Annotated in this window: 8 protein-coding genes; 1 reads left to right on the top strand and 7 read right to left on the bottom strand. The window is 62.4% G+C overall.

The genetic code is table 11. The features are described 5' to 3' along the window. Positions 1–23: 23 nt before the first annotated feature. From pelG to DTW89_RS02005, 7 genes are read right to left on the bottom strand one after another with little or no spacing between them, the layout of a single operon-like run. On the bottom strand, positions 24–1,397 hold the full coding sequence (pelG, locus tag DTW89_RS02035; protein ID WP_114654709.1) for an exopolysaccharide Pel transporter PelG: 1,374 nt from the start codon (positions 1,395–1,397) through the stop codon (positions 24–26). Beyond that, the gene (gene pelF, locus DTW89_RS02030; RefSeq protein WP_114654708.1) at positions 1,397–2,944 is read right to left on the bottom strand and encodes a GT4 family glycosyltransferase PelF; all 1,548 of its coding nucleotides are present in this window, start codon (positions 2,942–2,944) and stop codon (positions 1,397–1,399) included. Before pelF ends, pelG begins: the two co-directional genes overlap by 1 nt. Continuing rightward, on the bottom strand, positions 2,941–3,957 hold the full coding sequence (locus DTW89_RS02025) for a hypothetical protein (RefSeq protein ID WP_114654707.1): 1,017 nt from the start codon (positions 3,955–3,957) through the stop codon (positions 2,941–2,943). Before DTW89_RS02025 ends, pelF begins: the two co-directional genes overlap by 4 nt. Further along, positions 3,950–5,326, bottom strand: a complete 1,377-nt coding sequence (locus DTW89_RS02020; RefSeq protein ID WP_114654706.1) for a PelD GGDEF domain-containing protein — start codon at positions 5,324–5,326, stop codon at positions 3,950–3,952. Before DTW89_RS02020 ends, DTW89_RS02025 begins: the two co-directional genes overlap by 8 nt. Positions 5,327–5,343: 17 nt before the next feature. Beyond that, positions 5,344–5,895: a penicillin-binding protein activator LpoB gene (locus DTW89_RS02015; RefSeq protein ID WP_114654705.1), complete on the bottom strand. Its 552-nt coding sequence runs from the start codon at positions 5,893–5,895 to the stop codon at positions 5,344–5,346. 25 nt (positions 5,896–5,920) lie between these two features. Further along, positions 5,921–9,871, bottom strand: a complete 3,951-nt coding sequence (locus DTW89_RS02010; RefSeq protein ID WP_236636996.1) for a tetratricopeptide repeat protein — start codon at positions 9,869–9,871, stop codon at positions 5,921–5,923. After that, positions 9,831–12,671, bottom strand: coding sequence for a bifunctional glycoside hydrolase 114/ polysaccharide deacetylase family protein (locus tag DTW89_RS02005; RefSeq protein ID WP_236636995.1), 2,841 nt, complete (start codon positions 12,669–12,671; stop codon positions 9,831–9,833). The genes DTW89_RS02010 and DTW89_RS02005 overlap by 41 nt, the downstream gene beginning before the upstream one ends. Positions 12,672–12,936: 265 nt before the next feature. Here DTW89_RS02005 and galE point away from each other — a divergent pair, with 265 nt between their 5' ends. Continuing rightward, positions 12,937–13,947, top strand: a complete 1,011-nt coding sequence (gene galE / locus DTW89_RS02000) for a UDP-glucose 4-epimerase GalE (RefSeq protein ID WP_114654702.1) — start codon at positions 12,937–12,939, stop codon at positions 13,945–13,947. Positions 13,948–13,963 lie beyond the last annotated feature (16 nt).

The following is a 13,963-nucleotide window of genomic DNA, read 5'->3' as shown; positions in this document are numbered from 1 at the left end:
CCGTGCAGGTTGGTGAGGGCAGCCTATTGAAGCATGAAGGTTTCGTATTCGAGCCGGTTGAACTGGCGTGTGAGCAATGCCAGGCCGGTGCACAGCGTGATCAGCATGGCCAGCGCGAAGCCATAGCCGTAGAGCGCAGCCCCGAAATACTGTGTGAATGCGGTCAGGACAATGTTCAGCAACACCGCCTGCACGCAAAGGATCAGCACAATGCGGCGCTGATCCAGATAGAAGAAGACGTTCAGGATGGCCATCAGACCCACCTGCAGGCCGGCGCCGACGACCTGCACCTGGAGCAGGGGCAGATACAGCTGGGAGATGCCCAGCGCGTTGAGCAGCGACGGGCCAGCGACGAGCGTCACAAGTACCGCAAGGGTCTGTATCTTGGCGATCTCGCCCAGGCCTTGCTGGGTTGAATACACCATTTCGTCGCGCATGGACTCGATGTATTCCAGCGATCCGCCGCTGCGCACAGCGTCGTAGAACTTGTCATAGAACTCGACGAAATCGGTCTCGATGCGGACCAGAAAAACGGCCATGCCGGGAATGATGGACAGGTAGGAAAGAAAGACCGGCAGGTCGTAGATCAGCGAGGCGCGCAGTCCACCGATGATGGCCTCCGAGGTGGGTGCAAAGTACCAGAACATGAACTTGTCCACCCAGATGCCTAAGTTGTAGAGAAAGCCTACGGCGATGAGGGAGGGATAGAGCATGCTGCGCTGCGCGAAGTCAAAAGCGATCAGGCGGCCTTGGGGATTGAATTCGCGCACGATGAGCAGCCACATGCCCATGAGCAGCACCAGGTTGCCCAGCACGAAGCCGCCGAGCAGTCCGGCCAGACCCCAGGGGCGCATGAGCAGGGAGGCAGCCACGATGATGACGTAGGCGCTGCCGAATAGCACCGTGATGGCTTTGTAGCGCTTCATGCCGGACAACAAGATGGTCAGTATCCAGACGCCGCACATCACCGTGAATCCCGCCAGCATCAACAGGCGGTACACCAGCGCTTGTCCTGGCAGCAGCAAAAAAAGCGCAAGCGTGCCGAGCACGCTTGCGACAGCCACCACCACCAGCAGCAGTCCGTGCAGGTTGGGCAGGATGAGGTCCTTGCGTTTTTCAAACAGTCGGTCAGAGACGAAACGTGTAAACGCCAGTTGCACGAACCCCGTGAGGATCAGGCTGCCGGCCACGAGGTAGGTCACCGAGGTCTGGAACTGCGTAACCAGATAGGACGGCACCACCACGCTGGCGCTGAAAATGCCCACCAGCAGGATGCCGACGATGGAGAAAACCCACGGCCCGGAGCCGATCACGCCCGCATAGGCGTAAGCCTCGATGAGCCCCACCAGCGTGTTTTTGCGCAGTAGGCGGCGCAGTTCGAAACCAATGCCTGCCATCAGACGGGCTCTTTCTGGCCCTGGAGGGCTTTGTCGTACACGCTGCGATAACGGTCGAACATCATGGTGTCGGTGTAGTAACGTTCCACGCGGGCCATGGCGGCGGCGCTGGCGCTGTTCCAGGCGGTGGTGTCCGACAGCAGCGCGATGGAGGCGTCGGCCAGGGCCTGCGGATCTGCGATAGGGACCACGGCACCACTGTTGCCGAGTGCACGGTCGTCATCGCCCAGCCCTTCGATCAGTTGGCGGCAGGAACCCACGTCGGTGGAGACCGTTGGCACACCGGCTGCGTAGCCCTCCAGAATCACCAGGGGCAATGCTTCGCTGATGGATGAAAGCACCACCAGGCCGATTTGGGGCATGAGGTTTTCCACGCGCTGAAATCCCAGAAATTTCACATGCTCCTGCAGGCCCAGGCTTTGGACCAGGTTCTGACATTCCTGTGCATACTGCGGGTCTTCTTCGGCGGGGCCTGCGATCCAGCCCTCGGCGGCGGGCATCTGGTTGACCACGCGGCGCATGGCGCGAATAAAGGTCTTGATGTCCTTGATGGGCACCACGCGGCCGATCAGGCACAGCACGGGCGGGGGCGTCGCGGGGCGCAATTGGCGCAGCGGTGCAAAGCGGGCAAGGTTGATTCCGTTGGGGATGTTGAAGGTGCGCGAAGCCTCGGCACCATCATGGATCTGGCGCAGGCGGTTGGTTTCGTACAGCGCAATGATGGGGTCGGCGGCGTCATAGCAGTAGCGCCCCATCCACTCAAAGAAGCGTATCCACATCTGCCGGAAGTAGGACAACTCTGTCGGGTCGCGCTGGAATACGTTGCGGTTGTCCCGGATCCATTCACTTTTGAGCAGATCGATCTGGCGCTCTTTGGTGTAGATGCCATGCTCCGACAGTGCCATGGGCAGTCCGCGGGCCTCGTGCAGCAGCGCGCCCAGAAAGCCTGCATAACCTGTCGAGGCGCTGTGCAAAACGCGGACCGGCAGCAGCTGCTGCGCCACTTTTGCCAGCATCCACAGGGGCTGAAACATGATGCGCACGGTCCAGAAATAGTCTACGAACGATGGATCGGTGCAATAGCGCCGGTAGGTGTCGCACATCAGTTCCCATGAACGCTCGCTGTAAAGAAAATCGTCGATTTGCAGCTTCCCGCCCGGCATCATTTCGCGGGTGAGGCTGCGCAGCGTTTTCAAGGTCTGGGCAGTGTCGGCCTCGCCGTGGCGCAGGCATTCCACCAGGGAAGTCGCCATGGCAAACGCGAACTCGTTTCCGCGCCGCGCGACGGGCAGTCCTCGCGCAGAAAGATCGTCGTAGAGGAAGTGCTCCTCGAAGTGCACCACATTGGCAGGCAGTTCGTATTTGAAGCCGTTGTAGTCAGAGCGGCGGCTTCCAAGAAAAACGATGGCGTAGCGGTACTCGGGGTAGGCTCGGACAATCTGATTGATCCAGCTGGAAACGCCGCCGCTGACATAGGGGAAGGTTCCCTCCAGGAGCAGTGCAATGTCTGCCTCCCGGGCCTTGGGGTGTGGGGTGCCGGACGTCATCGCGCGCTCCAGTAGTCGATGACAGGGCGCAGCCGTGGCAGTGCGCTCCACTGGTCCAGCCGCTGCATGATTTCACGTGTGCGGGCGAAGTCCCGCTGCTCAAAACTCAGCTCGGCCTGGTAGGGTAATACGCGCGTAGCGGGCAGTCCCAGCGAATGCGCCTTTTCGTAGGCTTCTGCGGCTTCTTCCAGGCGTCCGAGAGCGTGCAAAAGCAGGCCTCGGCGCAGACAAAGTTGGGCGTTGTCGGGCTGGAGCGCCAATGCAATTTCGCAATAGCGCAGAGATTCCTGGCTGACGTATTCACGCAGGTCCCCCTGGGCCAGGCCTTGGTAGATGAATTCCCAGTAGAGGTCGGACAGGTTTTGTGCGGCTTTCAGGGTCAGCGGCCCCGGGTGTTCCTGTCCCTCGGTGGCCAGTGCAACCCGCCAAGCCTGGAGTTCATGGTCTACCGATCGGCTGATGCGTTGCTCCAGTGTGTCCAGCATGCCGTAGGCCAGCAGACGCAGGTCTTCGCTGGTGTCGTTCAAAACATTGCGCAACAAGGGAGATGCCACCCGGCCCGAAACGTGCTGCAAGGACACCATGGCACGCATGCGGGAGTCCATGGGGACCTCCGTGTTGCCCAGAAACGACCGTAGCCCTGTCTGGCGGAACCCCCCTTTGACGCGCTGATGTTGATCGAATTCAGGCAGTTGCAGCGAGTCAAAATGGCTGTGCGTGGCGGGGGAACGGTAGTAACGCAGTACCAGTAATCCCGCAAAGACGCCCAGGAAACCCGCAATCGGCACGGTGTAGCTGCACAGCGCTAAAAACGCGAGGATGGGCGTTCGTGGGCGCGCCTGCTCTCCGCGCAGGAGCGGCAGAATCAACAGGGCCAGCAATGTGCTGGCAATGGCATGGGCAATCAGATAGCTGATCAGGGCAGCGTCAGAATGGCTGTTAAACAGCACGGGGCCGCTCCAGGCGGCCAGTTCCATCAACACGGCCGACAGGCCGAGTTTGGTGCTAAGCATGCGCGATTCCGTGCAGGCGCTGCAACGTGGCCAGAGGCGGAGTAGTGCCCAGTGGCAGCTGGTGCGGGAAAACGCCGGCGTCGGCGAGTGAAATGCCCTCCTTCTGGTGGATCCAGCGCTCCAGCCGGGCCAGAAAGCCCTCTGCAGTGGACGCATCGCCCAGTGGCATCAGCACGGCCAGCACCTGGCGGCCGGGGCCTTGAATCAGCCAGGTTTCATCCATCAGCCGCCGCTGGCGCAACAGTTGTTGCGGCATGTCGCGCTCAACGGCAGAGGGGGTGAACTCCAGTGCCACGATGATGCTGGGCACGCCAGCTTTTTGGTGCATGCGCCACAGGCGATGCGTCTCAAATGCAAACTCTGATGGGCATGCGGGGAGAGCCTGCTGCAGTGGCTGGGCCAGTGCCTGGGTGGACAGTCCGTCGGTGTAGTAGCCCAGCAGCAGGTTGATGGTCTGCAGGTTCTCTTCTTGTACCGAGAAAAATGGCATCTCATCGACCAGCAATATGCCGTAGATATCGCCGCCCAAGTCTAGCAAGGGGGCTGCTACAAGATAGCGGCTGGTTTGTTGCTCCGCAGTCACTTGGGCAACGTGGCAGAGTTTTCCCGTCTCCAGGGCCTGGCGTACCAGCGGGTCTTCACCGTGCAGGGCGATGGGAGATCCGATGCGGGCCAGGGGTTCGGCTGCAAGTTGCTGGTTTTCCAAGTGATACAGCGCCGCAGCACTGATTTGGCAATATTGCGCCAGAAGGCGTAGCAGGGTTTGTGCGTCGGCTTGCATGCTGCCCAGCCCGCGCAGGGTTTTGAGTGCGTCGCGCATCGACATGGGGCGCCCTATCAGCTCCTGTTCCAGCCGGTCATGGGACAGTCGCAGCACGTAATACTGGCGAATCAGGTGCTCCATGCGCTGGTTCAAGTAATGCTGCACTGTCTCAGCGCGCCGGGTTCGGGCCCTCCACAGGCTGGAGAACTCGCCCACCAGCATCACGATGATCAGGCCGCCCAGAAAAAAAACTTGGGGAAACTGGTCGAAATGCCCACGGTTCAAGGCCAGCCAGCTCGCCAGCAGCACACCGGCCGCGCTCAGCCCGGCCAATGGACCATAACGCAGCGCCACAAGTACCGGTGCAAGCCATGTCCAATGGAATTCCGAATGAATCCACAAAGGGTCTTGCGGGTTGACAAGCAAGCCAATGGCCAGGGCGACCAGCGGAATCAGCAAGATTTCGAGCAGCACAACCCATGGAGCAACGCCGGTAGCCGTCAGCTTGCCCAGTGGGGACCCCGTGTAGCCTACGTTGTTGGGCGTTCTGGGCAGGTGCTGGGGTTCCGGGGCATTGGGTTGATCCCTGGTGGTCGCAGTGGGCATGGCAAGGGAGCGATTCTTCAGCGCGCGCCGGCAAGTCCGGATTGAAGCAACTCACGAATGAGCTTCTGCCCCACGGCGGACAGGGCTTCCCGGCTCCAGCCGCTCTTGCCGCCCGCACCGCTCCAGAGCGTGTCGCCCGTACCTACGTCAATGATTTGCAGGGTGATGCCAGCAGCCGGCTCCCCATCCACGCCCACTTTGTAGCGCCATTCATCCACAGCACCGACGACGGCGTAACGCACCTTCTGTTCGCGGGCCCAGGCCAGTGCTTCCTCCAGCCGTCGCGGCGAACCCGCGTCGAACAGAGCTTCTTGCTGCGTGTTGCCCTGGTAGCGCTTGACCCGGCCCACGCCCTGGGCGTGCAGCAGGGCCTCGGCAATGGCCTCGGCGCGGTTGCCCGCCAAGGGTGTCTCGGTGTGGTTGGCAAAGGGGAGCACCGCCCAGGTGGCGGCGCTCTCCAGCGCGGGTGGCTTGCCGCGATCAACCGTAGAGCAAGCCGCCAGCAGGGCCAGCAATGCGGTGCAGGCCAGGGTTTTTAGTCGGGGCAAGGGGCGGGATGTGTGGCGCATGGTGATGTACCTTGAAGGGGGGGGGTCAGTAATGGTTGCGGTAGATCAGCTGAATTTCGCGGGTCAGGCCGGGTGACTGCGCTCCGGACTTGCCCACGCTCCAGAGCAGGCTCAGGTGGTCGGTGCCCAGCACGCTGCCAGCCAACCCCAGACGCACGCTGTAGCCAGGGCCTTGCTGGCTATGCCATGTGCGTGCAATAGCCGCAAAGGGGCGCATCGCCCGCGTGTAATCACGTTCAAAGCGCATGTTGGTGGTCAGCTGTACGCCATAAAAGTTGAAATTGTCGGGCAGGAAGTAGCCTGCCCCCGCCGGCAGGGCCTGTGGCGGCAGGTAGCGAATGTACGCAAGGTCTGCGCCGGCCAGCCCCGCCGGATCGTTGCGGCGGTAGGCATGGCTTGACCAGAACGCGCCAACGCCCACCGTGGGGGCATCCAGCCGGTAGGTATGGGTGTAGCTGAGGGAGGTGTTACGGCCGCTGCCGAGGTGGCCGCCAGTCTGCAGCTGGTACTTGTCGCGCCAGTGCTCGATAACGAACTGGTCGAGCCTTGTGGGCTGGTAGCGCAGGCTGGCACCCAGGCGGTTTTTCATGCCACCCATGCGCAAAACGAGGCTTTCCTGGGTCGGCAACTGTGTACCCAGGTCCAGTCGCAACGCCAGCCGGTCATCCAGGCGCAGTTCCTGTTCGAGCTGCAAGGGGGTGTAGCCGGTCAGGCTTTCTCGTCGGGCGAGGCGCACCAGGGTGCTTCCGTTGTTGTGCAGCCAGCGCAACTCTGCCTGCAGCGCATTCTCTGGCGAGGGGTTGTAGACGGTTTGGGGGGCAGGGGCGCGCCGGTCAATATTCTGGAGCTTGAGGTCCAGGAAAAGCCGGGGATTGAGTGCCAGATGCCATTGCGCACTGGTTTCGCGTTCGTTGACACCGTCGAGTTGCCGTGAGGCCGCCTCGGCGCCGGCATGGTCGCTGAACGCCAGCAGGTTCTCTGTCAGCTGCAGGTGGATGGACGAGTCGTCGGGCTGGTCGCCCTGGGTTTCGAAGGCAGCGGTCTGCGCCCGCCGGACGTCGCCCACGGTTGTCGCTGCATTGATGCGGTCATAGCGGGGCAGGCGCTCGTCAAAGGTTTCCAGCAACTGCCCTGTTGCGGCCTTGTCCTTTTCGGCCAGCGCCAAGGTGATATCGGCCCACAAGGGACGGTTGGCGCGCAGGCTGTGGCTGCGCGCATATTGATGCCACAGGAAGCCGCGCTCCGCTGTGTATTCGCCCGCATCCTGCAGCCAGCCGATGGCCGTTTCAGCGGCTGCATTGGAAAGCCCGCCGCGTGCATCGCGATCCAGTCGCAGCAGTTCGCGCAGCGTTTGCAGTCCCGCATCGCCCGGGCGCTGCATGAGTTGCAGGCGCGCGCGGGCCAGGCGCCGCACTTCATCCAGTCCTTCTTCGGTGAGCCAGCGCGCGCGGGCCTGTGCGTGGTCAAGCTGGTGGCCGGGTTCACTCTGGCGGGCCTTTTGCCACTCGGCGGACAGCAAGTGCCTGCGCAGTCGCCAGGCGCGATCGGGATGCTGGTTCTGCTCCAGGATATCGGCGTAGTTCATGAGCCACAGCAGGTCGGTCTGGTGCGATGCAAGCCTTGGCTGAAGGTATCGTTGCAGCGCCACTGTGGGCCGCGAGAGGGCCTGGTGGGCAGAAGCAAGGGCGTCGTGCACCTCCTCGTCCTGGCTCCATTCAGGCTCGTGCCGGGCCAGCTGATCGCGCAAGGCGACGGTGTCGTTGCTGTCGATGAACAGCCACAACAGTGCCTGGCGCATGGCGGACGATTGGGGCGCCGCCCTCAGCCCCGCCTCATAGTACTGGCGAGCCTGTTGGTGCTGACCTGTGTTCTGGTAATAGGTGCCGACCAGTCTCAGGAACTCGGGCTCCTTGCGCAGGCGCGTCAGCGCGCGGCGGCTGGCCTGCGGTGATGGGTCGAGTTGGCCCACCAGGCGCCTGGCGTCGGCCCATTGGTTGCGATTGACATACAGCGTGAGGGCCAGCACCAGGTGGCGTGGCTCGTCGTAGCGATCCCATGCCAGGGTGGCGATGGCAGCGGCTTCCAGCGGATGTTCAGTCTGAAGGATGCGGATCAGGGCGTCAAAATCTCCGATGTCCGCATCCTCCGTGTCCAGCAGCTTCCGGTAGGCCAGCGTTGCCAGGGTGTCCTTTTGCTGTGTGTCCGCGAGCTGAGCGGTGAGGCGCCAGAAGGCTGGTGCATTTTCGGTTTGGGGGGTGACCTTGCTCTGGGCGGCATCGAGCCACGCAAGACCTTGCTGGCCCTGTCCACGCAGCAGCGCCAGGACGGCCGCACGCATGGCCAGTTCCGGGGTGATACGGGCGGGATCCTGGAAAAGCCGTTGCCAGCTTGCGAGGGCGGTTTCAAGGTCGCCGGCCCGCTGGGCCAGGCCTGCCAGCATTTCGAGTGTGCGGGGCGTTGGCGCCTGCTGGCGCAGGTAATCAATGGCGGGCTGGGGTGTGCCAACGCGCTCGTATGCGGCTACGAGCTCCATCATCAAGGTTTCTTTTCCAGGCTTGCGCCTGAGTTCAAAGTGCAGGGCCTCAAGGAGTGCGGCATCGTCAAACTGGCCTGGTGCCAAGCGCAAAACAGCCTGCCAGGCCGCATCTTTCTGGGTGCGCCGCGCCAGCACGAGCCAGTGTTCCAGCGCCACTTCGAGGCGCAGAGTCCATTCCGAGACCTGGGCCATGCGTTCACGCCAGACCATGTTGTGGGGGGCCTGCTGCACGGCTGCCCGCGCTACCAGCCACGCGTCCTCCAGATTCCTGTTTTCCAGAAATACGCTGTATCCCAGGGTGTAGGTTTTGTCGTCAAACGGCAGGCCGGGGCCGGCCTTCGTGTCGGCCATCTGTTTCTGGTTGGTGCGAACGAAGTGCGCGCTGCCCTCGACATATGGACTTGAAGGAGTGCGCAGTAGCGCCGGGTCCAGGAGATAGGCGCGGTCTTCGTAGCGCGGCGAAGGTGCCGGGTTGGCGTTCCGAGCCATGGTGGGCTGCAGTGCGAGCGGCATGGATTGCACGGCCTCGGCCACATTCTGTTGCTGCCATTGCAGCATAAGCGCCAGGCGCAGGAGTTGTTTGATGTAACGCTCGGCGATGTCCGGCCGTCCGGCCGCACGCGCCAGCTGCACCACCACGCGCAGGGTTTCGGGGTCGTCATGGAGGTCGCCCAGCTCGCGCTCCGCCAGCTCCAGGGCTGCCTCGGCCCTCCCGCTGGATTGCATCGCTGCCACCGCCGACAGGTAATAGTTTTTGGCACTTTGGGCATCGGGCGCCGACCGACGGGCCAGTATGTAAAGCTCGGCGCAGAGCTGATAGTTCGAGGTTGCGAGGGCTTCGCGTGCGGCGCTTTCGTAAATTGCTGCCGCCTTGCCTGGCTGCTTTTCGCGCAAAGCCAGCGCTCTCAGCAGTGTGATGCCTTCGGCGCGCGCTCCCAGCAAGAAGGCTTGTCGTATCAGTTGCTGATGCTGTGCCAGGGGCCATTCTTCCTGCAGCAGCGCGGTGAGTTGTTGTGTCAGATCCTTGTGCAAGGCGCCACGTGCGGCCTTGTCCTGAGGGGGCGTTTTCTGGTACCTGTTGAACGTGGCTTCCCAGAGGGTCAATACGGCCTCGCGGTGAAGCCGTTGATTGTCGGAGGCGGTGGCGGGTTGCAATGTTTTGCGCACCTGCTCCACTTCGCCTTGCGCCGCCTGGCGCTGGGCCAGCAGCAGCCGCAACTGCGGATTGTCCGGATCACTTCGCAGCAGGTTGTTCAGGTAGGTGGTGGACAAGGCAGAGTCATCCTGGGCACTGGCCAGGCGCCGCTCCAGGTCTTGGCGCGGATACAGCAGCCACAGCGCGGCACAAACCATACCGGCCAGCAGGATCGTCAGCCAGTGCGGTGCGAGAACGGGGCGTTCAACGGCCGGGGCAGAGGATCTGGATATGCGCGGAAGCATGGGTCAGCTGGAAGGTCTGGATATCGACTCGTGCGGGAGCGGTCGTGCGAGCGGGCGAAAGCGTCCGTCCGTTGGCTCGGACCTGGCATCTGCTGGATGCCATGGCCACGCCGAATTGCAACGGCACATGCCCCTTGAGTGTGAACTCGGTGCGTGTGCCGTCGGTGCTGCTGCGCCAGTCCTGAACACGAGCATTGGCTTCGTGCAGGTAGGTCTGGGGCAGGGCGGTGGCTGCGTCTTGCGTCTTGAACCAGGCTTGGCCGCCGGCCAGGTGCAGGTAGGTGCCCTCCACGCCCGCGTGGTAGCCAGCCACGTTCTGGCTTTCCGCCAGAGCAGGGGCACCCCATTGGGGGGGCAGCCGCAGGGTGCGCAGCTCGCCCGTGCCGCGCACGCGCCAGCCTTTCCCGTCGCGCGCGATCGTGTAGCCGTAAAAATCCTGCACCTTGCGGATGTATTCCGAGGTGAACACCGGGTGAAGCGGCTGCGACAGAGCCCAGCGATAGACCTTGTGCAGCGCATTCAGACCCGCCCGCTTGCTGGCGGAGTAGGTGTGGTAGTAAATATCGACAGCCTTGATGCGCCGGGGCTTGTCTGTCATCTCAAAGGTTTCAATGGCGCGCTCAAAACCGTAAAAAGGCCCCTGCCAGAGGTTGGTGTAGATGTTCTCGTTGGTGATGGGGGCAAAGACCTGCAGGTATCCGCCCTTGTGAATGCCAGGGCTGCGCACCGCTGTGAGAGAGGGGTGGCTGCGAGAAATGAAGGTGTCGCCGCCGTTCATATTCAGTAGCCCGGCGCGCTCGGCAACAGCCAGTGCTTCGGCGCTGGGGGCCGTGTCGCCCGTCCACAGCATGATGCGCACCGGCTTGCCCGCTGGCGCGAGGCGCTGGCGAATGTAATCCGACGAGCCCACGATTTCACGCTCCAGGTTGAAGGTGTAGCCGGGCAGATCGAGGTGGTAGTCTTTCTGGGTTTCTTCCAGAAAGATGCCATGCTTGTTGCTCTGATCCCACAGGAACGGGTGAGAGAAACTGTGGGTGGCGATTTCGATGTGCGGCAGCCGAAACATGCGCTGGGCGATCTCTTCGAGTTGCGCGCTTTTCTCTGGAAAAAGACCATGCGGTGCCACTTCGGCCTCAATGACCGACATGGTCTGGGGAATGCGGTATTTCTCGAACACTTCCTTGAGTAAAACCTCGGCGGCAAACGGGCTGCCAGCCATTTCGGCCCGTGAGGGAAAGCCGTCGCCATCCACATGCACCATCAGCAGGCGTCGGCCAGTTTCGGTCGTGACGTCTGGCACGGGTAGGGGCTCCAGGCGCAATGACTGGGTCAGAAAAGCAAAGGGATCTATTACCCAGCGTTGCTGCTCCGTACCGGGCAGTTCGGCCACGAGAAAAGGGTTGAGTGCAAAGCCTCCCCAGGGCATGAGTGCGCCACCGACAAAAACTTGGCCGCGCGCGTCCTGCAACTCCACCAGGGGTGTGGCCCCTGCGCCCATGTGTCCCGTCAGTTGCACGGGGGAGTAGTCGCGGCTGGGTGCTGGCGTGGGGGTTTCGAAACCCATCATGGGGTGCTCACGCACGGTGCGTAGTGCACCTAGCGATTCCACGTTCGCTGCCTGAATGCCCATTTGTGCGGTCCAGTCGCGGTCGGGCTGATAACCAAAGTCGTCCATGACGGTCAGGGGCATGCCCTCGGCAACCCGCGCCAACAGCCAGCGGCTCAGCGCCTTGCTTTTTTGCGAGGGAACGTAGCCTGAAAACCAGGTGGCAATGCCTGCGTAGCGGTCTCGGTACACACCTTCGGGCAGCGGTTCGCGCGTGTCGACATAGTCCACGGCATATCCCATGTGGTTCAGCGGCATCTGCAGGAACCTGTGCGCGTTGGTGTAGTTCAGGGTAACCGCCTCGGCACCGTTGTAGACCACCAGAATGCGCCTGGGCACCACCTCGATGCTGCCCACGCCCAACGTGTGCAGCTGGCTGTCGGTGACCCAGGGGATGAACCCGTGGGCTGCGATGCGCTGCGCCGTCTCGCGTGCTGTGGCGCGGTCGTGCGGCGGTGCATAGTCAATGGCCAGAACGGGCAGTCGGTCGCGCTCCTGAATGGTGCGCAACTGGTTCAGGATCCATGCACTGTCCTCGGTCTTGACTTCCTCGTAACGTTGGGTGCCAGCGTTCCAGCCCCGGTACAGCGATTCGGCCGCCACCATTTCAATTTTGTCCCGCACACGCGGGACGATCTCAAAACCCCGGTTGAGGATCAGGCGGATACCGGGAAATCTGCGGTGCAGGGTTTCAATAACCCGTACCAGGCCTTCTTGCTGGGCTGTTTCGTCAAACTTTTCCGCCAGGCGGTAGGAGTCGAGGGTGTCCAGGAAAAAACCTTTGTAGCCCCGTTCCCACAAAGGCCCTACCACGCGGGTTGCAAAAAAATCGGGCCAAGCCTCGGGCGTCTGGTCAAGAACATCCGAGTTCCATTGGCCATTGCGGGCCATCTTCCATGATGGCGGGATGTTTGCGTAGTAGGCCCGCGAGGGGTGGGCCTCTGCGACCGATACGTAGGCATAAAGTGTGCTGCCGCTGGCCTGGTATCGCACGGGATCATGGCCGTGGTCAGGCTCGACCACGACAATATCGAAGGTTCTGAATTCTTCCAGTGGGATGGTGCGACCGTAATACAACGCCACGGCGGGCGCCGCCGCCTGCGCCGCCTGCGGCATCATCAGCAGGCAGGCCAGCAGGCCGTAAACAAGCCAGTGCAACCGGCTCGACGCGAAAACCATTGGAAGAGTGAGCATGGCGGTAGAACGGGTGTGCCTGGGCTGCGGAACTGAATGGGTTGTGGCCTGTGGCCGCAGTCTTGAATGGAATCTCTTGCCGGCAGCGGCCACCAGGCGCATCCTTCGCAACGCGAAAAGGTATCCGAACGTGAGCGCAAATTCTAAGAGTGAAAGAATTGGATCAATATATCGAAATACGTTTGGTCATAGATAATATTTTTTGCAAGAGAGATCTGTAACTGAGGGCTGGAGTTTTCCGTCCCCGGCGTGAAGGAGTAATAACTTGATTCTTGTCACAGGCGGAGCCGGCTTCATCGGTTCGCACACCTGCGTGGCGCTGGCCCAGGCCGGTATTCCCCATCTGATTCTGGACAACTTTGGCAACAGCCGCCGCTCGGTGCTGGAGCGGCTTGGGCGCATCACGGGCGTGCAGCCTCTTTTTGTCGAGGGTGATGTGCGCGATGCAGATTTGCTGGCGCGGGTGTTCGCGCAGCACCCCATTGACGGCGTGATCCACTTTGCCGCGCTCAAGGCCGTGGGCGAGTCGGTGCGCGAGCCGTTGCGTTATTACGACAACAATGTGGCGGGTACGGTGGCATTGCTGCGTGCGATGCAGGTGGCGGGTGTGCGCACGCTGGTGTTTTCTTCGTCGGCCACGGTGTATGGCGAGCCTGCCACCGTGCCGATTCGCGAGGACTTCCCGCTGTCTGCCACCAACCCCTACGGCTGGACCAAGCTCATGATGGAGCAGGTGCTGGCCGATGTGGATGCGGCTGAGCCGGGGCAGTGGCGCATTGCGCGGTTGCGCTATTTCAACCCCGTGGGCGCACACGAGAGCGGGCTCATTGGCGAGGACCCTCAGGGTGAGCCGGGCAACCTGCTTCCCTATGTGGCGCAGGTGGCGGCGGGGCAGCGCGCCGCCTTGAGCGTCTATGGCAACGACTACCCCACGCCCGACGGCACTGGCGTGCGCGACTACATCCATGTGTGCGACCTGGCCGATGGCCATGTGGCCGCGTTGCGTTATCTCAACAAGCACCCGGGTCTGCTGACGGTGAACCTGGGCACGGGACGGCCGGTTTCGGTGCTGGAGATGGTGCGGGCCTTCGAGCAGGCCAGTGGCCGTGCTGTGCCCTACCAGCTGGTGGCCCGCCGCCCGGGCGACGTGGCCCAGTGCTGGGCCGATCCCGCCCTGGCGCAACAGTTGCTGGGCTGGCGCGCGCAGCACGGTGTGGAGCGCATGTGCCAGGACGCATGGCGCTGGCAGGACGGCGAGGCGCGCAAGCTGGGATGATGCTCTTTTATTGATA

The sequence above is a fragment of the Acidovorax sp. BoFeN1 genome (assembly GCF_003345135.1).
Lineage (GTDB): Bacteria > Pseudomonadota > Gammaproteobacteria > Burkholderiales > Burkholderiaceae_C > Acidovorax > Acidovorax defluvii.
Note: the sequence above shows the minus strand (reverse complement) of the source record. Positions and strands in the feature narration are given on the sequence as shown.